General features: G+C 57.1%; 26 protein-coding genes. 11 read left to right on the top strand and 15 right to left on the bottom strand.

Annotation, left to right across the window (positions count from 1 at the left end):
* Positions 1 to 18: 18 nt before the first annotated feature.
* The 3 genes from JAO29_RS08715 to JAO29_RS08705 form a co-directional block, all read right to left on the bottom strand.
* Positions 19 to 1,224 carry a Gfo/Idh/MocA family protein gene (locus JAO29_RS08715; protein ID WP_334267811.1) on the bottom strand — a complete coding sequence of 402 codons (1,206 nt, stop codon included), beginning with the start codon at positions 1,222 to 1,224 and terminating at the stop codon, positions 19 to 21.
* Positions 1,225 to 1,308: 84 nt separating this feature from the next.
* On the bottom strand, positions 1,309 to 2,715 hold the full coding sequence (locus JAO29_RS08710) for a DHA2 family efflux MFS transporter permease subunit (protein WP_334267810.1): 1,407 nt from the start codon (positions 2,713 to 2,715) through the stop codon (positions 1,309 to 1,311).
* Entirely contained in the window at positions 2,708 to 3,283 is a 576-nt protein-coding gene (locus tag JAO29_RS08705) for an isochorismatase family protein (protein ID WP_334267809.1), read from the bottom strand. Before JAO29_RS08705 ends, JAO29_RS08710 begins: the two co-directional genes overlap by 8 nt.
* Before the next feature lie 50 nt (positions 3,284 to 3,333).
* Here JAO29_RS08705 and JAO29_RS08700 point away from each other — a divergent pair, with 50 nt between their 5' ends.
* Positions 3,334 to 3,948, top strand: coding sequence for a TetR/AcrR family transcriptional regulator (locus JAO29_RS08700; protein WP_334267808.1), 615 nt, complete (start codon positions 3,334 to 3,336; stop codon positions 3,946 to 3,948).
* Between the two features lie 59 nt (positions 3,949 to 4,007).
* Here the strand turns inward: JAO29_RS08700 and JAO29_RS08695 are convergent, their stop codons facing one another.
* The 6 genes from JAO29_RS08695 to trmD form a co-directional block, all read right to left on the bottom strand.
* A complete protein-coding gene (locus JAO29_RS08695) occupies positions 4,008 to 5,219 on the bottom strand; it encodes a hypothetical protein (protein WP_334267807.1) in 1,212 nt (403 codons plus the stop codon).
* Between the two features lie 152 nt (positions 5,220 to 5,371).
* Positions 5,372 to 5,968, bottom strand: a complete 597-nt coding sequence (gene pdxH, locus JAO29_RS08690; RefSeq protein WP_334267806.1) for a pyridoxamine 5'-phosphate oxidase — start codon at positions 5,966 to 5,968, stop codon at positions 5,372 to 5,374.
* Positions 5,969 to 6,224: 256 nt separating this feature from the next.
* On the bottom strand, positions 6,225 to 6,953 hold the full coding sequence (locus JAO29_RS08685) for a PIG-L deacetylase family protein (RefSeq protein ID WP_334267805.1): 729 nt from the start codon (positions 6,951 to 6,953) through the stop codon (positions 6,225 to 6,227).
* A complete protein-coding gene (locus JAO29_RS08680) occupies positions 6,938 to 7,645 on the bottom strand; it encodes a ribonuclease HII (protein WP_334267804.1) in 708 nt (235 codons plus the stop codon). The genes JAO29_RS08685 and JAO29_RS08680 overlap by 16 nt, the downstream gene beginning before the upstream one ends.
* Before the next feature lie 141 nt (positions 7,646 to 7,786).
* The gene (gene rplS / locus JAO29_RS08675; RefSeq protein ID WP_442886345.1) at positions 7,787 to 8,143 is read right to left on the bottom strand and encodes a 50S ribosomal protein L19; all 357 of its coding nucleotides are present in this window, start codon (positions 8,141 to 8,143) and stop codon (positions 7,787 to 7,789) included.
* Positions 8,144 to 8,221: 78 nt separating this feature from the next.
* Positions 8,222 to 9,076 carry a tRNA (guanosine(37)-N1)-methyltransferase TrmD gene (gene trmD, locus JAO29_RS08670; RefSeq protein WP_334267829.1) on the bottom strand — a complete coding sequence of 285 codons (855 nt, stop codon included), beginning with the start codon at positions 9,074 to 9,076 and terminating at the stop codon, positions 8,222 to 8,224.
* 140 nt (positions 9,077 to 9,216) lie between these two features.
* On the opposite strand from trmD, the gene JAO29_RS08665 reads away from it, so the two are divergent.
* On the top strand, positions 9,217 to 10,101 hold the full coding sequence (locus JAO29_RS08665) for a hypothetical protein (protein WP_334267803.1): 885 nt from the start codon (positions 9,217 to 9,219) through the stop codon (positions 10,099 to 10,101).
* On the opposite strand, the gene rimM is transcribed toward JAO29_RS08665, so the two are convergent.
* From rimM to rpsP, 3 genes are all read right to left on the bottom strand, one after another.
* Positions 10,072 to 10,689 carry a ribosome maturation factor RimM gene (gene rimM / locus JAO29_RS08660; protein ID WP_334267802.1) on the bottom strand — a complete coding sequence of 206 codons (618 nt, stop codon included), beginning with the start codon at positions 10,687 to 10,689 and terminating at the stop codon, positions 10,072 to 10,074. The genes JAO29_RS08665 and rimM overlap by 30 nt on opposite strands.
* Before the next feature lie 38 nt (positions 10,690 to 10,727).
* Entirely contained in the window at positions 10,728 to 11,015 is a 288-nt protein-coding gene (locus tag JAO29_RS08655; protein ID WP_334267801.1) for a KH domain-containing protein, read from the bottom strand.
* Between the two features lie 262 nt (positions 11,016 to 11,277).
* Positions 11,278 to 11,529: a 30S ribosomal protein S16 gene (rpsP, locus tag JAO29_RS08650; RefSeq protein ID WP_334267800.1), complete on the bottom strand. Its 252-nt coding sequence runs from the start codon at positions 11,527 to 11,529 to the stop codon at positions 11,278 to 11,280.
* A gap of 277 nt (positions 11,530 to 11,806) precedes the next feature.
* Between rpsP and JAO29_RS08645 the strand changes: the two genes are divergently transcribed.
* Together JAO29_RS08645 and JAO29_RS08640 are read left to right on the top strand one after the other, a co-directional pair.
* Positions 11,807 to 12,133 (top strand): PilZ domain-containing protein, encoded by a 327-nt coding sequence (locus JAO29_RS08645; RefSeq protein ID WP_334267799.1) that lies wholly within the window; start codon positions 11,807 to 11,809, stop codon positions 12,131 to 12,133.
* 4 nt (positions 12,134 to 12,137) lie between these two features.
* Positions 12,138 to 12,920 carry a response regulator transcription factor gene (locus tag JAO29_RS08640; protein WP_334267798.1) on the top strand — a complete coding sequence of 261 codons (783 nt, stop codon included), beginning with the start codon at positions 12,138 to 12,140 and terminating at the stop codon, positions 12,918 to 12,920.
* Between the two features lie 68 nt (positions 12,921 to 12,988).
* Here JAO29_RS08640 and JAO29_RS08635 read toward each other — a convergent pair whose 3' ends face one another.
* A complete protein-coding gene (locus JAO29_RS08635; RefSeq protein ID WP_334267797.1) occupies positions 12,989 to 13,573 on the bottom strand; it encodes a YceI family protein in 585 nt (194 codons plus the stop codon).
* A 185-nt stretch (positions 13,574 to 13,758) separates the two neighbouring features.
* On the opposite strand from JAO29_RS08635, the gene JAO29_RS08630 reads away from it, so the two are divergent.
* The 3 genes from JAO29_RS08630 to JAO29_RS08620 all read left to right on the top strand — a co-directional run bounded on the left by JAO29_RS08630 (position 13,759) and on the right by JAO29_RS08620 (position 16,635).
* A complete protein-coding gene (locus tag JAO29_RS08630) occupies positions 13,759 to 15,075 on the top strand; it encodes an MFS transporter (RefSeq protein WP_334267796.1) in 1,317 nt (438 codons plus the stop codon).
* A gap of 108 nt (positions 15,076 to 15,183) precedes the next feature.
* Entirely contained in the window at positions 15,184 to 15,954 is a 771-nt protein-coding gene (locus JAO29_RS08625; RefSeq protein ID WP_334267795.1) for a phenylalanine 4-monooxygenase, read from the top strand.
* Positions 15,955 to 15,996: 42 nt separating this feature from the next.
* Complete coding sequence (locus JAO29_RS08620; protein ID WP_334267794.1) at positions 15,997 to 16,635, top strand: flavin reductase family protein; 639 nt, start codon at positions 15,997 to 15,999, stop codon at positions 16,633 to 16,635.
* A 17-nt stretch (positions 16,636 to 16,652) separates the two neighbouring features.
* On the opposite strand, the gene JAO29_RS08615 is transcribed toward JAO29_RS08620, so the two are convergent.
* Positions 16,653 to 17,495: an ABC transporter ATP-binding protein gene (locus JAO29_RS08615; protein WP_442886344.1), complete on the bottom strand. Its 843-nt coding sequence runs from the start codon at positions 17,493 to 17,495 to the stop codon at positions 16,653 to 16,655.
* A 7-nt stretch (positions 17,496 to 17,502) separates the two neighbouring features.
* Positions 17,503 to 18,282 carry an MlaE family ABC transporter permease gene (locus JAO29_RS08610; RefSeq protein ID WP_334267793.1) on the bottom strand — a complete coding sequence of 260 codons (780 nt, stop codon included), beginning with the start codon at positions 18,280 to 18,282 and terminating at the stop codon, positions 17,503 to 17,505.
* A gap of 112 nt (positions 18,283 to 18,394) precedes the next feature.
* On the opposite strand from JAO29_RS08610, the gene JAO29_RS08605 reads away from it, so the two are divergent.
* From JAO29_RS08605 to hpnE, 4 genes are read left to right on the top strand one after another with little or no spacing between them, the layout of a single operon-like run.
* Positions 18,395 to 19,462, top strand: coding sequence for a zinc-dependent alcohol dehydrogenase (locus JAO29_RS08605; RefSeq protein WP_334267792.1), 1,068 nt, complete (start codon positions 18,395 to 18,397; stop codon positions 19,460 to 19,462).
* A complete protein-coding gene (hpnC, locus tag JAO29_RS08600; protein ID WP_334267791.1) occupies positions 19,459 to 20,400 on the top strand; it encodes a squalene synthase HpnC in 942 nt (313 codons plus the stop codon). The genes JAO29_RS08605 and hpnC overlap by 4 nt, the downstream gene beginning before the upstream one ends.
* Positions 20,397 to 21,302 carry a phytoene/squalene synthase family protein gene (locus JAO29_RS08595; RefSeq protein WP_334267790.1) on the top strand — a complete coding sequence of 302 codons (906 nt, stop codon included), beginning with the start codon at positions 20,397 to 20,399 and terminating at the stop codon, positions 21,300 to 21,302. Before hpnC ends, JAO29_RS08595 begins: the two co-directional genes overlap by 4 nt.
* Positions 21,299 to 22,690, top strand: coding sequence for a hydroxysqualene dehydroxylase HpnE (hpnE, locus tag JAO29_RS08590; protein ID WP_334267789.1), 1,392 nt, complete (start codon positions 21,299 to 21,301; stop codon positions 22,688 to 22,690). The genes JAO29_RS08595 and hpnE overlap by 4 nt, the downstream gene beginning before the upstream one ends.
* Positions 22,691 to 22,694: the final 4 nt, after the last annotated feature.

Raw genomic sequence — 22,694 nt, 5'->3', positions numbered from 1 at the left:
GAGAAAACGCGCAGCGGGCTAGCTCTTCAGCGTTACATGCTGCGCCTTCATCTGCGCCCTCACCACCAGCTCTGCCGCCAGCAGGCACTGTGTCTGGTCCTGCGCGGTATGGGTGCGGTTCACAATGTCCGACACAAACTGCGGTCCGAAGGGAAGCGGCACGTTATTGCAATCGATATACCTCTGTGAATCCTTGTCGACGATGTACAGATTGTTCCCCTGCTTGCTCTTTGCTACATCGATGTACTTCCGCACCTCGATATAGCCGCCCGTTCCCAGGATGAACAGCCTTCCGTCGCCCCACGTTCCCAGGCCATCCGGAGTAAACCAGTCCAGTCGCACATATCCGAAGCCGTGATCTCCCCGCAGCATCATATCGCCGAAGTCCTCGAACTTAGGCTTCTGCGGGTGGTTCACATTCGCTACCTGCGACGCCACTACTTCGGCCTGCTTCGAACCCGTGTAGTACAGAAACTGATCCACCTGGTGCGATCCGATATCCGTCAGAATCCCGCCATAGCGCGCCGCATCCCAGAACCAGTCCGGCCGCCCGCCCGATCCGCCGGCATACGGATCCTTTCCATGCTGCACGATCTGATGCGGTGCAATATTGATCGTCTGGATCACCCGGCCGATCGCCCCTGCCTGCACCAGCTCACCCGCCTTCACCGCAGCCTTCACCTCGAAGCGTTCGCTGTAAAGAATCCCGTAGATTCGCTTCGTCGCTGCGATCGTCTTGCGAATCTCGTCAATCTGTTCGAGCGACGTTGCGCCCGGCTTGTCGCTCAGGTAATCCTTGCCCTTCTTCATCGCCCGCACACCCAGCGGAGCCCTCTGGTCCGGGATCGTCGAGCTCAACACCAGCTGGATCGAAGGATCGTCCAGAATCGCATCCTCCGACGACACGATCTTCACATCCGGAAACCTCTTCTTGAAGGCCGCCAGCTTGTCCGGCTCTGCGCCATACGCCGCGACGAGCACGCCGCCGCCCCGCTGGATCGCGCCCACCATACCATAGATGTGGTCATGGCTCATACCGCAGACCGCAAACTTGATCGAGTGCTTCGGCGCCGAGTCCGCATCCTGGCCCGGCTCCGCTATCTCGTGGAGGACCCGCGCAGGATCCATCGCACTCATCTCCGCCAGCGCCGGTACACCCGCCATCAATCCCGCCGAACCTACCGCCCGCAGAAACTCGCGCCGACCAAACATCTCCGATCCCATAATCCTCGTCCTCTCAGGGTGCAATTGCATTGCACCCCGAACTATATCAACCGAGGACAACCTTCGGCATGCGGAAACGAAAAATCATCCTTCCACTTGCGCCTCTTCGCTCCCCAGCGTCAGCGACCACGGCAGCCTCACTGCCGAAATCAGGAGCAGTAGATGCATCCCGCATAGCAGCAGAAATGTGGCTCCAAACGCCACCTGCGCCTCGCCGGGAGACTGCATCCTCCAGGCAAGAAAGGTCGCCGTCCCCGTCGTCAGCGTGGGGCCACCAATCCTCTGGACGATGTTCAGCGACGTCGTCGCCATCGGCAGATCTCGCTTCGCGACCGAGGCATACGCCGCCGACAGCGACGGAATCCCGATCGCTCCCATTCCGGCTCCCCGTACAAACAGGCACACCTCCAGAAGCGTGGCGACCAGGCCATGTCCCGCAAGGTACGCTAAGGGAAGCGTGCCCGCCAGCGCAAGCAACGCTCCTCCAGCAGATACCTTCCGTATCCCGAATCGCTGCGTCAGCCTGCCCATCCACGGATACATGCACATCATCCCCAGTCCCAGCGGAGCCATCAGCCACCCCGCTTCACTCGGCGTTCGTCCGCAGGCACGAAGCAGATAGTAGGGAATCAGCATCTGCGCCGAAAACATAATTCCGTTCGAGAGAAACTGGGTCTGTGACGAGACCGGAAAGACGCTGCCGCGAAACAACCGCAGGTCGATCAGGGCACCATCCCCCTTGCGCCGAGCCGTGATGAGGAACGACGCCAGAAGCATCAATCCTGCCACCGCCGCCGTCAGACCCGAGCGCTCCTTCAGATGGTCCGAGCCATACAGAAAGAGCACCAGCCCGGGCGACAGCAGCACCAGTCCCATCACGTCCAGATCCCGCCGCTGCATCTCCCCGCTATCGTTCGGTAAAAAGAGCACTGCCAGCACAATAGCCAGCGCCCCCACAGGAAGATTCACAAAGAACAGCCATCGCCACGAAGCATGCTGCAGAATCACTCCCGCGATCACCGGCCCTAGAATCGGCCCGATCATCACCGGCAGCGCGGCATACCCCATCACCCGGGCCATATGTCTCCCCGCGGCGCGCGCCACCATCATCTGCGCCATCGGCGCCATCAATCCTCCGCTCATGCCCTGAAGGATCCGAAATCCAATCAGGGCATCAGCAGACCACGCCATCCCGCAAAGCATGGACGCGAGAGTAAACAGCGAAAAGCACCACAGGTAAAGGGACTTCGCACCGATCCGGTCCACCAGCCATCCACTGAGCGGAAGCATCAGCGCAAGCGCCAGCAGATAGCCGCTCGTCACCCACTGAATCACGGTAAGGCTGCTATGCAGCTCCGTCGCCAGGCTCGACAGTGATACATTGACCACCGTCGCGTCCATCTGCGATAGAAACGATCCCAGGATCGCAACCGAGCAGACCTTCCAGATCGCAGGATCGAGCCGCTCATCCGTGCTCAGGGTACTACCCAAGCGCCGCGATCACCTCGTCCGTCTTTCTCACCTTCGCCAGTCGCGGGAAGATCTTCTCAAACGCGAAACTCTGCATCTCGGCATTGAACGTCGCGCAGGCGTCCTCGACAACCACGAACGCGAATCCCAGCCCCGTGCCCTGCCGCGCCGTCGACTCCACCCCGATGTTCGTCGCAATTCCACCCAGCACCACCGTATCGACTCCGCGCTTCCGTAGCTCCGCCTCCAGCTCCGTGCCTGCAAATGCTCCCCAGTGCCGCTTCGTAATCAGCAGGTCGCCCTCCTGATAACCCGCCTCCGGAACGAGCTCTGACGCCTTCGCTGGCGGAGGAGGCCCGTTCGGATCGCGGAAAGGCTGCTCATCGGCCGGCAAGGCAAGAAAATTCGCCATGTCGACGTGAACGTACACCACCGTCGCTCCCTTCGCGCGAAAGCTCTCCGCCAGCTTCCGTCCCTTCTCTACCACCTCAGCGGACGTATAGGGTGCAGTATCTCTAGCCGTAACTCCATACTGCAGATCGATAAGAACCAACGCGGTCTTCTTCGGGTTAAGCTGCAATGTACTCAAATGCTACCTCCGTAAAGTTGAGGGAATCCTCGACTTTTCAAAGGTAGAATATGAGGGTGCCCTCGGTTTCGTCAAATCGCGTCCGCGTCGAACCCCAGCAGGAGCGTTCCACGCGCCGCCTCGCCAGTTTTCTCGACGCTGCCGCTGACCTGTTCGTAGAGTCGGGTTTCGAGGCCACTACGATGACGGCAATTGCAGAGCGTGTCGGCGCCTCCATCGGAACCCTCTACCATTACTTTCCCGATAAAGCGGCCATTGCCTCAGCTCTGGTCAATCAGTACGCAAACGAGATCGAAGAGCACTGGAAGCCGCTGATCGCGAACACCTCCACCCTTACCCATCAGGACTTCGCCAGCCAGTTCATCGAATGCATCACGGAATTTGTGCATCGTCGCCCCGCCTACCTCGCGCTGCTCTCCGCCCCCACCCGTTTTCGTCGCGATCCGTCCACGCGCAGGGCTCTCCGGATTGCCATCGCGAATGCCTTTCGCGCCAGGAATCCGGCGCTCTCAGAGGAGAAGTCTCTGTTGGTGGCAAACGTGGCGCTGCAGATCGTCAAGGGCATGACCAATCTCTACACCCAGGTCACTCCCAAAGAGAAGCCGCAGGTCACCGCCGAGTTCAAAAACGTCCTCACCCTCTATCTCGGAAGCGTCCTGCCTTAGCTTCTACTGAAGAAGTAACTTAGCGAGATTGTCGACCTGTTCGCTCGCGTTACTCACGCTTAGTGACCTGCATTACTATTTTTGCGATCGAGGCAATTTCTTGCAAACAGCTTCAGATCTGGCGGCCTCGGCGTCGCCAGAAGAGGATTGCTGGCGCTGTTCACAATCTGGCGGTTTATCTCCTCGAGAGTTCGAGTTTTCGCCCCAGGAAAACCTGTTAGGCTTTCCCGTCTCTGCAATTCCGTCATGTAGTCGATATCCAAAGCGATGTCAGCTGGCATTTGCTCTTTGAGTCTCAGGTCCTGGGGACCCAGATACAGGATGGCATCCACTATCTTCCCCATGTTTTGTTGCATTTCCTTTGGGAATTCACTCTTCACCTTGCAATCTTGGTCGATCATGATTGGGGGCGGGAAGAAGCTATTTATTCCCAGATCAGCAATCCAGGTATTTCTAATCTTTGCGAGGGATCCGGGTTGCCATCCGATGAATGGATTCTCGGGCGAAGCTGTAGAACCCGTATTGAATAACCCGGAATCGGCGATAACGAAGGTGACGTTTGGATAGTTCTTCTCATAGATGGATACCGCGTCGGGAGCTCCGTGGAGAAGATGAAAAGTCCCGAACATCATCAGAGCTTTGCGATGCTTTGAGAGCACCTCTCGTTCCATCACGGAAGCAATGCTGGCATCTCGATTGGAGAACTTGCGGTAATCTTCTACGGTTTTAACCTGATCCCAGTCGATGGGAGGATCCCCGGCGAGGACACGGAGTCGCTTCTCAGCAGGAAGCTTTTGATTGATCGACCGTATAAGGGGGAAAAACTGTTCGAAGAATCCTGAGGTGGAACACATGACCTGCGTCGTATTTCTCCATACCTTACGCACCTCTGCAAATGGCACATCTTCGCCGGCGATATAACGATCTAAAACGCCTTGGTAGAGTGAATTTCCACATTCCACCTCGATGTCGTTCACCTTTTCCGGAAAGACCGGATTGCGGATTAAGGAAAGAAGAAAATCATCGATGTCTTTCATCCCGTGCGCTTCCGGCATACCTACGACTTCGTATTGGTCGAAGGCTGCAAAGATCGCAGCGACAGCAGGTTCGGGCTTTGGTTCAGCTCCAGGAGTTTGGGCCTGAACCTTTTGTGCATGGCCTAATACTGGAGACAATGCTAGGAAAAGTAGCAACAGACACCATGGCCGGAAGGCTCGACATAGCGGATTGGATCGCGTGGAAGATGCACCAGCAAGTGTTTGAGAGTTCATAGAGAGCTCCTTGTTCGAGTAGGACAATCACAAACCGAACCGGTGGTATGTCGCCGCTTTGCTTCCACAGCCAAGAAGGCGTGCCCTCAAATCATCCGGCTTTTTGCAGAACAATGCCGGAGCACGGCACAGATCCGTCATTTATTGACGGATCAGGGAAACAGCCGCTGCCTCGTCCATGCCGCGCCCTCTCGCACATATAAAAACCGGTTGTGAAGCCGATACTCCCCGTCCATCCAAAGCTCAATCCGTTCCGGCTGGATCGCATAGCCCTTCCAGTACTCAGGACGGGGAATCTCGCCTGGATGCTCCTCACCATACTGCTCCACCAGCTCTTCAAGGCGTCGTCGGCTCTCAAGCGGCTGGCTCTGCCGGGAAACAGCTGCCCCCAGCTGGCTCATCCTGGATCGGCTATGGAAATACTCCTCGGCATCGGCGGCTGGGAGTTCAACGACCGGCCCCTCGACCCTTACCTGCCGCCTCAGGGTCTTCCAGTGGAAGCACAGGGCGGCTCGGGGGTTTGCCGTCAGCTCCCGACCCTTCCGGCTGGCTTCATTGGTGTAGAAGCAGAATCCGTTCTCATCCACCTTCTTCACCAGCACCATACGGACACTCGGCTCTCCATGTCGGGTCGCCGTCGCCAGGGCAGCGGCGTTCGGATCGTTCGGCTCCGTCGTCCCCGCCTCCTTCAGCCAATCGTGAAAGACCGGGAGCGGGTCGGTAGTCTGTTCGAGAATCTGCCAGTCCATGACCCGAGTCTATCCTGTCAAGCCGTTAAGCTTCTAAGTTGCTGATAATGGAGGAATTGTATTTGCCTGATTACACCCGTCAGCAATCTAGAATAGAAGTAGTCCCTCTGAGGGAAGGGCTATCAAGCTCCTGGTCATAAGCATCAAGGAATCAAGAACTTGGACGTAAATCACTTGAATACAATAATTTAGGTTTGAGGTCCGAACCTAAGTGCATTGTTTTGAAGACTTTGCGCAAAACCCTGGGGGGTGGGTGTCAGGATAGCCCTTCAAACAGGTCGCTCAGCTGGGCTGCTGGCCCGGGCTCCTTCATTGCAACCAGCGTATAAAACTCTTCGCCTCCATACTGCGCGAAGAACGGCTTGGTCAGCTCCATCAGCGCAGCCTGGGAGACATGTCGCCGGAACGCCTCGCTCTTGCGCTCTCGCACCGACTCGATATCCAGAACCGCGGTCCATGGACTGGGCATCGGAGGCTGCCGATCGGGAATGAAAACTTGAGTAGTCAGGTGGAACAGACGATCGGGCTGAAATTCAGCTCCGCTCTCCGGGAAGCGTGCACCTCGGCCCGACCAGTGAAAGGCAGTCGTCGTCCAGAACGAAGCCATCATGTGATCGGGATGAACATTCATCCCGCCATCGCCGCCAAACGTGATCACGACATTCGGCTGAAACTCGCGCATCCGTCTTACAAGCAGCTCTGTGGCTTCGATGACCGGAACATTCACCAACTGGCCATCGTGATAGTTCAGTAATTCGTGCCTGCTCACACCGAGAACCTGGCACGAAGCCGCGAACTCTCTGCGCCGCATCTCTCCCAGCTCCGCCCCTGAGTTCGCAGATCCTCGGTGAGTCGCCGCCTGACCATCCGTCAGACAGACCACGAAAGTCTCCACTCCACGGTCGGCAGCCAGTGCCAGCGCGCCTCCAAACCCAAAGCACTCATCATCCGGGTGCGCAACCACGCACATCAATCGCTGACCCAATCGGATGCTCCTTCTTCAAGATCCAGGTCGAAGAGCTCGCCCGAAACCAAATCCTCGAGCGCTGCGTTCGGATCGACGGCTCTCACCGGCGCGAACGTCCTGCGGTGCAGCATCGAAGGTCCCTGCTGCGCCAGCGCCCGCCTGTGCTCCGGCGTCCCATAGCCCTTGTGGGAGGCCAGCCCGTAGCCGGGATGAAGCAGATCAAGTTCGCGCATCAGGGCATCGCGATGGACCTTCGCGATCACAGAAGCAGCTGCAATTGAAAGGCTCAGAGAATCGCCGTAGATCAGCTTGGTCTGCTTGCATGGATGATCGATTCGCATGGCATCGATGAGCAGATGATCCGGCTCAATCGGAAGCCCCTGAACGGCGGTCAACATGGCGATTCGGGTCGCCTGGTAGATGTTGATCCGGTCGATGGTCTCCGCATCGACCTCGGCCACGTTCACGGCTATTGCGATCTTGCGAATCCGGCGGTCCAGCCGCTCCCGGTCTTTGCGCAGAAGCTGTTTGGAGTCCTTGAGGCCCGCCGAAGCCAGTCCCTTGATGCGTTCCGGAAGAATTACCGCAGCCGCAACAACCGGCCCGAAGAGAGCTCCGCGGCCCACCTCATCGACGCCCGCAATCACGCGATAGCCGCAGTAGCGCAGTGCCTGCTCCGGCGCGTCGCTGCAGATAAGTTGCCGCAGCATCTGCTGCTTCGCTGTGGCTGCGGTAACTGTTCTCGGTTGGCGAAGTGGAGTGGGAGAAGCCATAGCCCTACGGCAAATTTTATAGCCTGACAAAAGAAAGCCACGGCCTGGGCCGTGGCTTCTGTGGAAATAAAAGATAACTTAGCTGGCGCGCTCGACCTCGCGCAGACGAGCGGCCTTACCGCGCAGTCCGCGAAGGTAGAAGAGCTTCGAACGACGAACCTGGTACGAACGAACCTTCTGGACCTTGTCGACGACCTTTGAATTGTAAGGGAAGATGCGCTCGACGCCCTGGCCGAAGCTCATCTTACGAACGGTGAAGGTACCCTGAGGTCCCTTGCGGCAGGCGATAACGATTCCTTCAAATGCCTGCAGACGCTCCTTCTCACCCTCACGGATCTTGACCTGAACGCGGACAGTGTCTCCGGGAGCGAAATCGGGTAAATCGGTCCGCTCAAGTTTCGCGGCCAGCTTCTGCATGATGGGATGAATAGACATGAGTAATTCCTATATGAACTCGAGTCTTCAGTTTACACGATTTCAATCAATTAGGGGTAGAAAAGCTGGTGGGGAGCATCAGGAATCCAGACTGGTTCCGGCTGGGCCATTCTTTCTGCCGCTCTCCTCAAATTCGAGCTCAGCAAGCATTCTGCGATCCTGAGCTGTAAGGTACACCTTTGCTAACAGATCCGGCCGGTTTCTCAGTGTCTTCCGCAGGGCCATCTTCCTGCGCCACAGACGGATCGCCTCATGGTTTCCACCCTGCAGCGATTCCGGAACTACATGCCCCTCAAACTCTGCCGGCCGAGTGTAGTGAGGATAATCGAGGATGCCTCCTGCCCCATGGGTGGTTCGGGGCGGACCTCCAGGCTCGTTGGGATTCTCTACCGTGTCCTGCGTGCCGAAACTCTCAAAACGCGCGGAGTCAGGATGTCCCAAAGCGCCAGGCAGCAGCCGGACGGTCGCATCGACGATCACCGCAGCACCGAGCTCTCCACCCGAGAGAACGTAGTCTCCAATCGAAAGCTCCCGATCGCACAGCATCTCGTTGACTCGCTCATCCACACCTTCATACCGGCCGCAGATCAGCACGACCCGATCCAGACTGGCGAGTTCGTGAGCGATCTTCTGTGTGAAAGGTCTCCCCTGCGCGGAGAGGAGGACGACGGATTCCCGTAGAGGATCCCGCTGACTCTTATGGGTGATGTTCAGAGAAGAGAGAGCATCGTAGATTGGTTCTAGCTTGAGGACCATGCCTTCTCCTCCCCCGAAAGGCCTGTCGTCAACCGTACGATGCCGGTCATGGGTAAAGGCGCGTAGATCGTGGGTCGCAATCTCGACAAGACCCGTTGCGCGGGCACGCTTGAGAATTCCGTACTCGAAGACGCTGGCAAAAAAATCCGGAAAGATGGAAATGAGGTCGAAGCGCATTGGAGACCAAAGGAAATATCTCTGAGCGAACAGCACGATCGATTCGCGAAATTTCAACTCAGAACTTCAGGGTAAATACATCTACAACATCCTGCACGGACGCTGGTGAAAAAGCTTCTATGTCACTGCAGGCTAAAACCATGCTGACGATGACAGCGCTGCTTCTGATGGCGGCTCTTCCGTCACAGGCGCAGTCTGGTTCGGCTCCTTCAGGACAACGAGCCCGATACTCCAGCAGCGCACAACCAGCAGCGGTGGAGATTGCATCCACGGATGACCACGAGCCCATGATGGCTGCTGCAGTGGCGAAGACCAGCAGCGACGAAGCCCATGCTGCTCCGTCGGTCGCCGGAGGTGCTGCACCCACTCGTGAGACGGGACCCTTCCGCTCCTGGCGAGTTGAAGGTGTGGCGAACACGCTTGGTGCAGGCTTCAATCTCTCGACTACGATCGCGAGGCATTTCGACATCCGCGGAGGAGCGAATCTGGTCGGATTCGGGTACGAGTTCGACGTCGATGGGCTTCACTACGACTCGAGGATCAAGTTACGTTCCGGCAACCTCCGTCTCGATTGGTTCCCACGGAAGGGCAACTTCCACATCAGTCCAGGGATTGCTTACGCAAACAACTATGTGAACGCTCCTTCGCATGTTCCGGCCGGAGAACGCTTCACGCTGGGCGATGAGGACTTCGTCAACAGCGTCAGCGATCCGGTCCACGGACAGGCAAGCCTCACCTTTCCTCGTCGCGTCTCCCCCATGTTGACGATGGGCTTTCGGAACATCCTCCCGGGACAGCACCGGCATATCTCGGTTCCGCTTGAGTTCGGAGTGGTTTACACCGGAGCGCCGACGATCGATGTTTCGCTGGCCGGTACCGCTTGTCAGCAGGACGGCTGCTTCACCTTCGAAGATAATGCCGAGGCACAGCAGAGTCTGCGTGACGAGGTGAGAGATATCAACGACACCCTCAGCAACGTTCCCGTGTATCCCGTCCTATCGCTCGGGTTCGGATACCGTTTCTAGCGACTTTTTATTGACCTCTACCAGGCCGACCGGAAGACTCATCGTAATCTTTCGGGCGGCGAGGTCGATTTGCTTCAGCAATGCCTTGGCGAAAGGGATGAGAATCTCCTGCTGATCTTCCCCCTTGACTACGAGCAGAGGAGCCGCATCTTCGAGTCGCGTACCGTTAGCGGAAGCAGGGAATTGAACTTCGGTAACCTCTCCGACGGGTATCGTGTCATCGAAGAGGTAACAACCTGTCAGATCGCTGACGTAAATAGATTCCTCATCGAGCGGGAGGCGGTTGTCTTCGCGGACGATGAGGTCGAGACCAGCAATGGTTTCGGCGCTGGAGATGCTCTCGATTCCATCGAATTGAAGGACAGCGCGTCCTTTGTTCTTCCCGTGGGGAAGCCAGGAGGAGAGAATCCTGATCGGTCTCGCGTCAGCCTGTTCTCCCTGGAAGCCGGGCGGGGCCAGGAAGAGATCTTCACGGCCCGCAAGTCGTTCAGGGAAGTCAGAGAACAGCTCTACCAGGAGTTCACCTTTACGTCCCTGAGGACGCAGGAGATGGGCAAGAGTCACCCAAGTTGAGGGATGAGATTGCATAGCAACAGGTAGTGGCTTTCTTCAAGAGGGGTATGTCTTTACTCGGATTGCTCTTCTACGATGTCCAAGGCGAAGCGATGCTTCAGCTTCATACTGGCAGCGGCAAGAATCGTCCGCATGGAACGCGCTGTTCTGCCTTGTTTTCCGATCACTTTTCCGATGTCGCTGGGAGCGACACGGAGACGGATTACCGTCGAATCTTCCTGGTTGAACGCCTCTACAAACACATTTTCCGGGAAATCGACCAACGCCCGGGCGATATCGCCAACGAGCCCAATCATATTCGCGAAGCCGTTCTCGCCCGCCCTTTGTACGGACTGGGTCATCACACACCTCCTGGGGAAATCACAATGCGGGCTTCTGCTCTACCGTATAGCCTCGTCTATTGCGAGATCTCAGGAATGTACTGCACGAGCGTAGCCGCGGTTTATCGGAAGCCCGGACTTTCTTGCAGAAAAGCCCGGACTTTCGGAATCGCAATATAATGAAGTCTACGCGAGGAATTCCCATCTGACACAGGGAGGAACCTTCCGCATTAGCAAATCTTTGGGAACCAGATTTGCGTTCCGAAAGACTGCGACAGGTAACTTAAGCAGCGGGTACCGCTTCGGCAGCAGGGGCGTTCGCGAGAAGCTTCTCTACACGATCGGAGAGCTGAGCTCCCTTGCTGGTCCAGTAGTCAATCCGGTCGCGCTTGAAATCGACAGTGGCAGGATTGGTGCGGGGATTATAGGTGCCGACCACTTCGATGGAACGACCGTCGCGGGCTCGGTCCTTCTCTATAACAACGACGCGATAGTGGGGCTGCTTACGCGCTCCAACGCGCGACAGACGGATCATCAACACAAGAAAAGCCTCTCAGTACGTGTATTTTGGGTGAACCAGCATAGCCACCGAGTTCCCTCGGTAGGGCCCGATCACAGAACCCAACAACTAAGTATGGCGGAATTCTCCGAAATTCGCAACGGAAACGGGTGTAAAGTGCCTTGTGCCGCCCTGTTCCAAATTGAAACTTCGTACAAAGAAAAAACCGAGCACTGGTTACTTTGTGATGTAGACTCCTGTGTGAAAGGTATCTAGAACGTTACCGTCCAGAAAAGGTAAGGAAGGGGAGTTCATGGGGCAGTGGATGAAACTGAAGGAAGAAAATCCGGTCCGCACCGCGGTGCGGTTCCCCATGAAGCTTCCACTGCAGATCCAGACCCCGGATGGAGATCTCCATGCAGTGACGGAGAACATCTCGGCGAACGGACTGCTTTTTGTAAGCGATCATTTTCTGCAAGTTAACAGCAGAATCGAGTTCACCATCGTTATGCCAGCGGCGGTGATGGGATCTGCGACGGACGTAAAGATTCATTGTGTGGGTCGGGTAGTGCGGTGCTTCCAGCAGGACAATGCTATGAAGGCAGCGGCTGTGATTGATGAATATTTCCTAAAGGCTTGATCTTATGACTGTGGTCCATTTCGATCCTTCCCGGGATACAGAAGATAGTTTCGAAGACACCGAATCTCCTGGCGGTATTCGGGTCATCCTGGCAGATTCTCAGGCAATCTATCGCGTGGGCATGCGGAAAGTCTTTGCTCTGGAAGACGATATCCGCGTTGTGGCGCAGGTGGAGACGCTTGGGAACCTGTACGCCGCCCTCCAGCGCTATCCAACGGATGTGGTTCTGCTGGAAGGCCAGCTCATTGCCGGCACGGTGGATGCCATCCCTGAACTGGTTCGACGGGCTCCGGACGCGAAGCTGATCGTGCAGGTCACGGAGACGGACGAAACGAACACGGTCGAACTCTACCGGCGCGGAGTGCGCGGGGTAGTTCCGCGGTCGATATCCCCGGACCTTCTGGTGAAATGCGTTCGCAAGATCGCCGAAGGAGAGACCTGGATCGATAACCGTTCGATCAGCTGGGTGATCGAAGCTTACCGCGCCCAGGCATCAACTCTGACCGATCCGAAGGTTCAGCCGAAACTCTCCAAAAAAGAACTGGCAATCATCAGCTGTATCACCCGCGGGATGCGCAATAAAGAGATTGCCTATCAGATTGGCACGACCGAGCAGGTGATCAAGAACTACCTGCGGAAGGTCTATGACAAGCTGGGGGTATCCGATCGCCTGGAGCTCGCACTCTATTGTCTGCATCATGAGCTGCTGAAGAAGTATACGCAGGAGATCGACAGTGTCCTTCTGCCTCAGACAGAAGCGATGCAACCGCTGCGCGCGAAGATGTAACAACTACGGCAGATTCCGAGTATAGAAAAAGGGAGCCCCTTCGGGCTCCCTTTCGTTGCTCTCTGTCTCTACTGCTTGTCGATCTCTACATCGATTGAAAACTTTACTTCGTCGCCGATCACGGCGGTTGGGTAGGCAGAGGCGAAGTTGAAATCGCTGCGTTTCAACTTTCCTGTAGCAGAGAAGCCGCTACGGGTCTTTCCGTTCTTGTCGGTCTGAGGAGGAGCGGGGCCATCGAGATCGAGGGTCATCGTCTTGGTCACGCCGTTCAGCGTCAGTTCACCCGTCAGAGTGAGTTTTCCTCCAGCATTCGAGAGCGAGGTGGACTTGAAGGTGAGCTGCGGATATTTCTCAATGTCGAAGAATTTGGGTGATTTGAGGTCCTGATCGCGCTTCTCGTTATTGGTGTTTACAGAAGAAGTATCTGCGGTCGCCTGCACGGAGGATTTGGTGATGTCTTTTTCATCGTAGACGACCGTACCTTTGACGTTATTGATTGAACCATGAACGTTGGACACGCCCATGTGACGGATCTCGAAGTTGATGCTGGAGTGGGCAGGATCGATGCTCCACGTGGAAGTTTGGGCCTGGGCGCCCAGGCAACCCAGGGAAGCAAAGGCCAGAGCGAAGGCCATCAGAGATCGATTGCGCATACAGGAATTTCCTCTTTCGAATAGATAAAAGCGTACGACCTGGCTGATTACTTTCCCGCAGACACGCGGCAGATCTCCCTTATCTGCGGATTGTGTTCTGACTGTAACGAGGAGGGGAACTGTAACGCTACCAAAATCTTTGTTGAACCCCGGTTTTGACAAGATAGAGACATCGTCGGGGCTGGATGCTAGCATCTCGCGATATGGGTTTCCGGTCGGAACTAAGGTCTCTCACCTCGGCGCAGCGAAGCACCTTTACTGCCTGCTTTCTGGGCTGGACGCTCGATGCCTTCGACTTCTTCCTGCTCACAGTGTGTCTCAAGGCGATTGCGGCGGACTTCCATGTGGGGATCCCCAAGATCGCGGAGGCGATCTTCTGGACGCTGGTGATGCGTCCTCTGGGTGCGCTCATCTTCGGGCTTCTGGCAGAGAGGTATGGCAGACGACCGACGTTGACGATCAATATCATTGCGTTCTCGATCTTTGAACTGGCCTCTGCGTTTGCGCCCACCTTGTCTACCTTTCTGCTCTTCCGAGCCTTGTTTGGCATCGCTATGGGCGGGGAGTGGGGAGTCGGCGCTGCGCTGGCACTGGAGTCAATGCCGGCCAAGCGAAGGGGATTCTTCTCCGGGGTCTTGCAGGAAGGCTACGTCGTTGGAAACCTGCTCGCTGCGGCGCTGTACGGCTCACTCTTTCCTCATCTGCACGGGACGGGGATGCTGACGGGGTGGCGCGTAATGTTCATGATCGGCGCCCTGCCTGCTCTGCTGGCTTTCTACATGCAGTTCAAGGTTGAGGAGTCTCCGACATGGCTGGAAGCCGAAAGACGGCGGCGGCTCGAGGGAAAGAAGACCTCACAGATCAATCTGCGCCAGTTCCTTCAGTACCTGCCGACCTTCCTGTTCCTCGTAGCGTTGATGACTGCGTTCAACTCGTTCAGTCATGGAACACAGGATCTTTATCCGACACTCCTTGAGCGGGATCATGGCCTTGACCCTGGCCGAGTGGGACTTGTGGTGGTGATCAGCAACATTGGGGCGATGCTGGGAGGCATCGTCTGCGGTGCGCTGTCGGAGCGATGGGGACGGAAGCGAATGATCATCATCGCGGCGCTCTGCTCTATTCCGATGATTCCGCTCTGGGCGTGGTCTCATACAGTTCCGTTACTTGCACTGGGTGGATTCCTGATGCAGTTCACGGTGCAGGGTGCGTTCGGAGTGATACCAGCGCATCTGAATGAGCTTGCTCCGGGCCCGGTACGGGCGGTGTTTCCAGGTTTCACTTATCAGCTTGGGAATCTGGTCTCATCGAGGAACGGCGTCTTCCAGGCAAAGCTTGCGCAGCACTTCTCCGGCGGACCGCTCAACGTCGTGATGTCGTGGACCGTGGTCGTGGGAGCATTCGCGATCGCCATCATCACCGGGCTGGGACGTGAAGAGCGAGGGGAAGACTGGACCTTGGCGGAGGCGAAGGCACTCCGCAAGGAGAATGCTCCGCGATAGATGAACGGTTTTCTACTTCACCAGCGATGATTGTCATTATGCTGGAGCCCGCCTGAAGACTGAAATTGTATTCTTTGTGATCGGGAAAACCATGATTCGGAGTGATCTATGGACATCGGCAAACCTGGCATGGACATTCCGATGGAGGGACTAACTGCAGCAACTCCATATCTGATCGAGCAGGACTACGGTGCCTATTCTGCGGATCAGCATGCGGTCTGGGCTGAACTGGTCGGACGTCGGATGCCGCAGTTACGAGATCACGCCTGCGCAGAATACCTCGACGGCTTAGAGAAGATAGGCCTCGATGATCGGCAGATTCCCGATCTTAAGGCAATCAGCGCGCGGCTTCGGCCTCTCACAGGCTGGAGTTCGACGCCGGTCAGCGGATTTCTGCCGCCGAGGGCATTCTTTGAGATGCTCAGCGCGAGGATGTTTCCCACCACCGCCTGGCTGCGAAGTCGAGATTCGCTTGACTACACGCCGATGCCCGATATCTTCCATGATGTCTTCGGGCATGTCCCCATGCATGCTCATTCTGTCTTCGCCGACTTTCTGCAACATTACGGGCGCATGTGCGCAGCTTTGATCGATCGTCCGGATGCGCTGGAACGGATGGGGAGAATCTTCTGGTTCACTGTTGAATTTGGAGTTATCCGGCAGGCTGGAGAACTCAAAGTCTATGGCAGTGGTCTCATCAGCTCCCATGGTGAGTGCACGCGTGTCCTTTCAGGCGACTGCGACGTAAGGAAATTCGATCTGGATGCCGTGATGAACCAGGAGGTGGATACAGGTGCGATGCAGCCGATTCTTTATGCAGTGGACTCTTTTGAAGAGATCTTCAATGCTGCCAAAGCGGCGGCGGCAGGGCTGGACTGAAGTAGTCTTGAGCAGCATCTAAGAGATGAGGAGATCGCACTCGTGAAGTTTGACATGGAAGAAGCGCGGCCGCGCGAGATCTACAACATGCTGATCGGATTGGTGGCTCCCAGGCCGATTGCCCTCATCACAACGATGGAAGAGAACGGTACTCTGAATGCAGCGCCGTTCAGTGCCTACAACTATCTCTGCACCGACCCGCCTATCGTAGGAATCGGGGTAGCCAATCGTTCTGCAGATGAGATTGTGCCGAAGGATACTGCACGGAATATCCGACGATCTGGAGAGTTCGTTATCAATGTCGTTACCGAGGATATTGCCGAGCAGATGAATATCTGCGCCACCGACTTTCCACCAGGGATTTCGGAGGTTGAGATGGCTAATCTGGAGACGGCTCCATCGGCAGTTGTAAAGGTACCCAGGATTGCAAGCGCGCATGCCGCGCTTGAGTGCCGGGAGCATACGACATTAGAGATCGGGCGATCGCGCATCGTCCTTGGTCGAGTCGTGTCCATCTACGTGGAAGACCAGTTCGTCGACCCGGCCGGTCCCTACATCCGTTCTGAACAACTGCACGCCATCGGGCGCATGAATGGCCTCGGTTCGTATGTGAGAACTCGTGACAGCTTCCTCAACATTCCCCGCATTCCCTACGAACAGTGGAAGAACAAGCCCAGATAGGCCGTGAGGATCGTGTATTAGGAAAGGTATTCGCGCAGCCACGGGTCTTCGGAGTGGACCAGCTCGTGCGTGGTTCCATCGAAGACGATCTTCCCTTCGTTCAGTACCAGGAATTTCGTGCCTTCGTCGACGCCGCCGTCTGGGATCGGCTGCATCTTGCCCGTCTCGGGATTGAAGCGGTTCATGGCGAGCGTGAATGCGTCCTGAAGACGGTGCGTGATCATCAAGGAAGTAGTGTGATTTACGTCGCGCTGTTTCATCACGAGTTCGATGATTGTCGTCGAAGTAATCGGGTCCAGCCCCCCGGTCGGGGAATCGTAGAGGATCAAGTCTGGCCGGGAGATGATGGCTCGGGCGATGGAGACTCGGCGCCTCATGCCCCCGGAGAGTTCGGACGGAAACTTGGTAACGGCCTGCTCGAGTTCTACGAACTTCAGTGCTTCGATCACCCGCTCGTGAGCCTCTTTCTCCGGCACATGCTCTTCGTGAAGACGATAGGCCACGTTGTCTTCCACGGACAGGGAGTCGAAGAGGGCGGATTCCTGGAAGACCATGCCTATCTTGCCCCTGAGCTTGAACAGCTCCTGTTCCGGCATAGAGCTGACCTCCTGGCCGAAGACCCGTATCGTCCCTGAGTCAGGGCGCAGAAGGCCATTGGTGAGCTTCATCAGGACAGATTTGCCACCTCCTGCGGGTCCGAGGATGATGCGTGTCTCTCCCTGAGCCACGGAGAAGGATATGTCGTCGAGGACCTTCTTGAGGTCGAAGGAGATGCTGACGTTCTCAAATGCAACGACTGGCGTTTGCGGGCTGGAGTCGGTAACCTTAGCGTCCTTGCCTGTCATGAGGTCTTCGGCCATCGTCACCCTACCTGCCGAAGATGCCAATCATCGCACGGCTGACAAGGAAGTCGACGACGATGATGAAGACCGAAGAGATGACCACGGCCTGGGTAGTGGATCGACCAACGCCCTGGGTTCCGCCTTTGGTGTTCATGCCGAAGTAGCACCCCACAGTCGCGATGATGAAGGCGGAAAAGATGGGTTTGGTCAGCCCCTGCACGACGTCTGCGTACTCCAGGGCACGGTAAGAGGCATGAAAGTAGGAGGAGGCATTAAGCCCAAGCAGGGTCACGCTGACCAGCGCACCACCGGCGATTCCGACCGCATCAGCGACGATGGTGAGGAAAAAGAGCATAAAGATCGTCGCGTAGAGCCGCGGAGTTACCAGTTTTCTGACCGGATCCGTGCCCAGCGCCCTCATGGCATCAATCTGCTCGGTTACCTTCATGGAGCCGATCTCTGAGGCCATTCCGGCTGCATTTCGCCCTGAGACCATCAGTCCGGTAAGTACCGGACCAAGTTCCTTCACCATCGACAGGGCCACAAGGTTGCCGGTCATGCTGATTGCACCGAAGGCTTTCAGCGAGGTGGCCGACTGGAGCGCCAGGACGCAACCGGTGAAAAAGCCGGTCAGCACGATGATCGGCATGGATCCCACGCCGATGGAGTCCATCTGGGTGTAGATGTCAGCCCAGTAGCGCGGGCGCGAAAAAAGTGCAGCAACCGCCTGCCAGGAAAGGATGGAGTACTCCTGGACGGCTGTGACCTTTTGTTTGGCGAAGTCCTCTGGAGAGACGAAAGGCATGTCTTATCTGTGGCTCAGAGTATCAGATGCGCGACTGGTGCGATGGGATTGCATCTGATAACAGAACAGATAAGGTAGGAAAAGGACCCCGCAGATGAGAAGATATTAAGCGATGGAACGTGAGATGATCGCGGCGGTTCTTTATGGCAAGGAAGACCTGCGGCTGGAGCAGATTGAGACTCCTCGGGCCGCGGCCGGAGAACTGGTCGTCCGGGTGGGGGCGGCGCTTACCTGCGGAACCGATTTAAAGGTATACCGGCGGGGATACCACGCGATGATGCTCAAGCCGCCTATTCCATTCGGGCATGAAGTAGCCGGTGTGGTCGCTGAAGTTGGCGAAGGTGTGACGAACTTCCGGGAAGGGGACCGCGTCGTCGCGCTGAACTCTGCGCCCTGCGACCGATGCTTCTTCTGCCTTCGCGGTCAGCAGAACCTCTGCGAGGATCTGCTTTTCAATAATGGTGCGTATGCAGAGTACATTCGCATTCCCGCCCGTATCGTTCAGAAGAATACTTTGCTGATTCCGGACGGCGTCCCGTTCGAATACGCTGCCCTGACGGAACCGCTGGCCTGTGTTGTTCGCGGCTTCGAGGAGACGGCAGCAACGCCGGGAGATTCGATGGTGGTGATCGGCGCCGGGCCGATCGGACTGATGTTCATGCACGTGGCGCAGCTCTCGGGAATAGAAGTGATCGCGGTTGTGAAGCGCGACGACCAGGTAGGTGCAGCGCGGCTCTTTGGAGCCTCCCATGTCGTCCAGACGACGGCCGTCGAAGACGTTGTGGTCGCGACGAGAGGACTAACCGGCGGAGGACGAGGCGCGGATTCCGTAATCGAGGCCGTTGCGACACCAACCAGCTGGGAATGGTCCGTCGACATGGTGCGCAAGGGAGGGGTAGTCAATTTCTTTGGAGGACCTCCCAGCGGCACCAGGGTCGAGATTGACACCAACCGCATGCATTACGGCGATATCACGCTCAAAGCGAGCTTTCACCATACGCCGGCGACCTGTCGCACTGCCTTCGACCTGATCACAAGTGGTCGTTTCCACTGTGCAGAAGCTATCACCGACCGGGTGGGGCTGGATAAGGTGCCGGAGCTCTTCTCGCGCATGTTGACACGTACCGGTGGATCGCGGGAGATCAAGACGGCGGTCTTCCCCGAAGGAGCGCCGCGGTGAGCGAGTTGAGCACCACAGAACATGCACTGCTGGGAGCACCACACCAATATCTGACACCTCTGAACAGGCCAACCCTGGAGGAGTCTCTCGCCTGGTGCAGTGAACTGACGCGCAGCCACTATGAAAACTTCCATGTGGCGACCATCTTTGTGCCGAAGCACGCGCGGCAGCACTTCGACAATATTTACGCCTACTGCCGGGTGGCGGACGATCTGGGTGATGAGGTGGCCGACCGTGCCGTCGCCCTGCGTCTGCTCGATGCCTGGGGATCAATGCTAGATGAATGTTACGACGCCCCTGAAAGGTCCATGCACCCGGTCTTCGTGGCGCTCCGGGAGACGATTCGCACGTGCGATCTTCCGCGTCAGCTCTTTCACGATCTTCTGATCGCGTTCCGCATGGACCAGGTGAAGACTGAGTATGAGACCTGGGACGAGCTGCTCGAGTACTCTCACTACTCTGCCAATCCGGTTGGACGACTCGTGCTTCTGGTGTGTGGTTATCGCGATGAGCCGACTGCATTGCTCTCCGATAAGGTCTGCACGGCGCTGCAGCTGGCAAACTTCTGGCAGGATGTCGTCGAAGACGAACAACGCGGCCGCCGCTATCTTCCGGCAGAGTCGATGGTGCGGTTCGATGTCGACGAGGGGCAGATCGCAGGACGCGTCTTCACTCCCGAGTTTGGTGCCATGATCCGGGATCTTGTCATAAGAACTCGCAAGATGCTTGCCGAGGGAGGCGAAATCACAGGCCATGTGGACCGCGAGCTGGCGGTTACGCTGAACCTCTTTCGCAAAGGCGGTGACGCCATACTCGACGGCATCGTCGCGCAGGACTATGACGTTCTGCGGGGGCGACCCGTGGTCTCCAAAGCGAAAAAACTGAGCCTTCTGGGCGGCTCGCTTCTGGAAAAGCTGCGTTCGAGGATGCTGCGGTGACACTTGCCGAGGCGTATGCGGCCTGCCGGGAGATTGCAAAGCGCGAGGCCAAAAACTTCTACTACTCCTTTCGCGTGCTTCCCCGGCACAAGAGCGATGCCATGTGTGCCGTGTATGCATTTATGCGTCGAGCCGACGATATCGCCGACGATGAATCCATGCCTATTGAACAACGCCGTCTGGTCATGGCGAACTGGGTCGACGAGTGGCGCCAGAGTCGCGACGGAGCAGCTACGCAGGATCCCGTCTTTCTCGCACTGAACGACTCTCAACGGCGCTTCCGTATCCCGGACCAGTTGCTGGAGGAGCTGGTGCAGGGAACCACCATGGATCTCGACCAGCAGCCCCCGGAGCCAGGACAGGTGCAGACCTACGCCACCTTCGATGAGCTCTATCGCTACTGCTATCTGGTTGCGTCCGTTGTAGGCCTGGTCTGTATCCGGATCTTCGGCTACAGCGATCCCCGTGCGGAGAAGCTCGCCGAAGAGACGGGAGTAGCTTTCCAGCTGACGAATATTCTGCGCGACGTTAAGGAAGATGCGGAGCGTGGTCGCATCTATCTGCCTTTGGACATGCTGCGCGAACACGGAATGTCAGCCGAGACCGTCATCGCGTTAGCGGCAGGAGCGCCACTCACGAGGGGCAACCGCCAGATGCTGTCACAATTGGCGGCGCAGGCCGAAAAATATTACCAATCCGCGGACAAGCTGCTCCCTCTGATTGACGCAGACGGAAGAGCCGCACTTTGGGTCCTCGTGGCGATTTATCACCGCTTGCTTGGCAAAATCCGCACTGCTGACGGAGATGTCTTCTCGCATCGCATCAGTGTTCCGACGGGCGAGAAGCTGTGGGTTCTAGGCCGCGGAGCCGCCATGTCGTTGACCAACCGGGTGCGGCGATGAGCCCGCTTCCACACAGTGACGTAATCGTCATTGGGGCGGGGCTGGCGGGTCTGTCAGCGGCGGCTGCTTTATCAAAGACCGGGGCACAGGTGAAGTTATTCGAGCGGCGGCCGTATATCGGAGGCCGCGCCTACTCCTACGATCACCCTGCGCTGGCAGAGACGATCGACTCGCAGCACGTAGTGCTGGGCTGCTGCACAAATCTGCTCGATCTCGCGCAGCAGACGGGCATGTCTGAGACGATCCGCTGGTATGACGAACTGATATTTCTGGAGCCGAACGGCAATCGCACTCCGCTGAAACCTGGCAGCCTCCCGGCCCCCATGCATCAGATGGCGAGTTTTCTCGGTGCTCCGATGCTCAGACTGGCGGACAAGGCCACTATTGCCACAGGACTCATGCAGTTTCTGCGCGGTTTCCCTCACGACGACTCCGAGAGCTTCGCCTCATGGCTGAAGCGTACCCGTCAAACCGACCGTGCCATCCGCCATTTTTGGGAACCGGTAGTCATAGGTGCGCTCAACGATACCTTCGAACGCTGCTCGCTCAAATATGCCGGCAAGGTATTCCACGAGTCCTTTTTGCGTTCTCCTGAAGCTGGAAGGCTCGGAGTGCCTGCGGCTCCTCTCAGTGATTTTTTTGCGCCCATTGCTTCGCTTGCTGTGCGCTCCGGTGTCGATCTTCGATTGAAGGCTGGTCTGGAGTCTCTCCAGCAGATGGCGGATGGCAGGTGGAGTCTTCAGGTGGCCGGAGAGACCCATACGGGCAACGCAGTGGTGCTTGCGTGCGACTTCAAGCAGACTCGAGCCCTTCTGAAATCGCTGCCTGCAGCGGAAGAAGAACACGTCAGGCTCGATGCCGCCTTCGACGCATTTGTCCCGGCTCCCATCACAACGGTTCACCTCTGGTTCGACCGCGACGTCACCGGGATGGACCACGCGGTTCTTCTCGATACCCGAATTCAGTGGGTCTTCACGAAGTCACGCATTCGCCGATGGCCTGAGAGCCGCGGAAGCTACTGTGAGCTTGTGATAAGTGCATCCTGGCCTGAACTGGAGATGGGAAGGGAAGAGATTCTCTCGTCCGCTCTCGCTGAGTTCGAGATGTTTTTCCCAGCCGTAAGGCAGGCAAAGCTGCTGAAGTCCGGGGTCCTCAAGGAGGCCCGTGCTACCTTCTCGGTCACTCCGGGTCTGGACCGCTATCGGTTGCAGCAGACTACCCAGTGGCCAGGACTCTTTCTCGCCGGGGATTGGACTGCAACCGAGTGGCCTTCGACGATGGAGGGAGCGGTGCGCAGCGGGAGGCTTGCCGCCGGTGCAGTGGTGGGAGACAGGATGAGATTCATGGCAGCTGAGCTTCCGGCGACGGGACTGATGAAGTTCCTTTAAGCGA

Source organism: Edaphobacter sp. HDX4 (assembly GCF_036877565.1).
Lineage (GTDB): Bacteria > Acidobacteriota > Terriglobia > Terriglobales > Acidobacteriaceae > Edaphobacter.
Note: the sequence above shows the minus strand (reverse complement) of the source record. Positions and strands in the feature narration are given on the sequence as shown.

Excerpts from the sequence above, each read along its gene's own strand:
- rimM (WP_334267802.1), bottom strand. The coding sequence starts at position 10,689 with ATGCAATCTCATCCCTCAACTTGGGTGACTCTTGCCCATCTCCTGCGT.
- JAO29_RS08715 (WP_334267811.1), bottom strand. The coding sequence starts at position 1,224 with ATGGGATCGGAGATGTTTGGTCGGCGCGAGTTTCTGCGGGCGGTAGGT.
- rpsP (WP_334267800.1), bottom strand. The coding sequence starts at position 11,529 with ATGATCCGTCTGTCGCGCGTTGGAGCGCGTAAGCAGCCCCACTATCGC.
- hpnE (WP_334267789.1), top strand. The coding sequence starts at position 21,299 with ATGAGCCCGCTTCCACACAGTGACGTAATCGTCATTGGGGCGGGGCTG.
- JAO29_RS08610 (WP_334267793.1), bottom strand. The coding sequence starts at position 18,282 with ATGCCTTTCGTCTCTCCAGAGGACTTCGCCAAACAAAAGGTCACAGCC.
- JAO29_RS08695 (WP_334267807.1), bottom strand. The coding sequence starts at position 5,219 with ATGAACTCTCAAACACTTGCTGGTGCATCTTCCACGCGATCCAATCCG.
- JAO29_RS08645 (WP_334267799.1), top strand. The coding sequence starts at position 11,807 with ATGGGGCAGTGGATGAAACTGAAGGAAGAAAATCCGGTCCGCACCGCG.
- pdxH (WP_334267806.1), bottom strand. The coding sequence starts at position 5,968 with ATGGACTGGCAGATTCTCGAACAGACTACCGACCCGCTCCCGGTCTTT.
- trmD (WP_334267829.1), bottom strand. The coding sequence starts at position 9,076 with ATGCGCTTCGACCTCATTTCCATCTTTCCGGATTTTTTTGCCAGCGTC.
- JAO29_RS08605 (WP_334267792.1), top strand. The coding sequence starts at position 18,395 with ATGGAACGTGAGATGATCGCGGCGGTTCTTTATGGCAAGGAAGACCTG.
- rplS (WP_442886345.1), bottom strand. The coding sequence starts at position 8,143 with ATGTCTATTCATCCCATCATGCAGAAGCTGGCCGCGAAACTTGAGCGG.
- JAO29_RS08635 (WP_334267797.1), bottom strand. The coding sequence starts at position 13,573 with ATGCGCAATCGATCTCTGATGGCCTTCGCTCTGGCCTTTGCTTCCCTG.
- JAO29_RS08640 (WP_334267798.1), top strand. The coding sequence starts at position 12,138 with ATGACTGTGGTCCATTTCGATCCTTCCCGGGATACAGAAGATAGTTTC.
- JAO29_RS08700 (WP_334267808.1), top strand. The coding sequence starts at position 3,334 with ATGAGGGTGCCCTCGGTTTCGTCAAATCGCGTCCGCGTCGAACCCCAG.
- JAO29_RS08665 (WP_334267803.1), top strand. The coding sequence starts at position 9,217 with ATGCTGACGATGACAGCGCTGCTTCTGATGGCGGCTCTTCCGTCACAG.
- JAO29_RS08630 (WP_334267796.1), top strand. The coding sequence starts at position 13,759 with ATGCTAGCATCTCGCGATATGGGTTTCCGGTCGGAACTAAGGTCTCTC.
- JAO29_RS08680 (WP_334267804.1), bottom strand. The coding sequence starts at position 7,645 with ATGCTGCGGCAACTTATCTGCAGCGACGCGCCGGAGCAGGCACTGCGC.
- JAO29_RS08615 (WP_442886344.1), bottom strand. The coding sequence starts at position 17,495 with ATGGCCGAAGACCTCATGACAGGCAAGGACGCTAAGGTTACCGACTCC.
- JAO29_RS08655 (WP_334267801.1), bottom strand. The coding sequence starts at position 11,015 with ATGACCCAGTCCGTACAAAGGGCGGGCGAGAACGGCTTCGCGAATATG.
- JAO29_RS08625 (WP_334267795.1), top strand. The coding sequence starts at position 15,184 with ATGGACATCGGCAAACCTGGCATGGACATTCCGATGGAGGGACTAACT.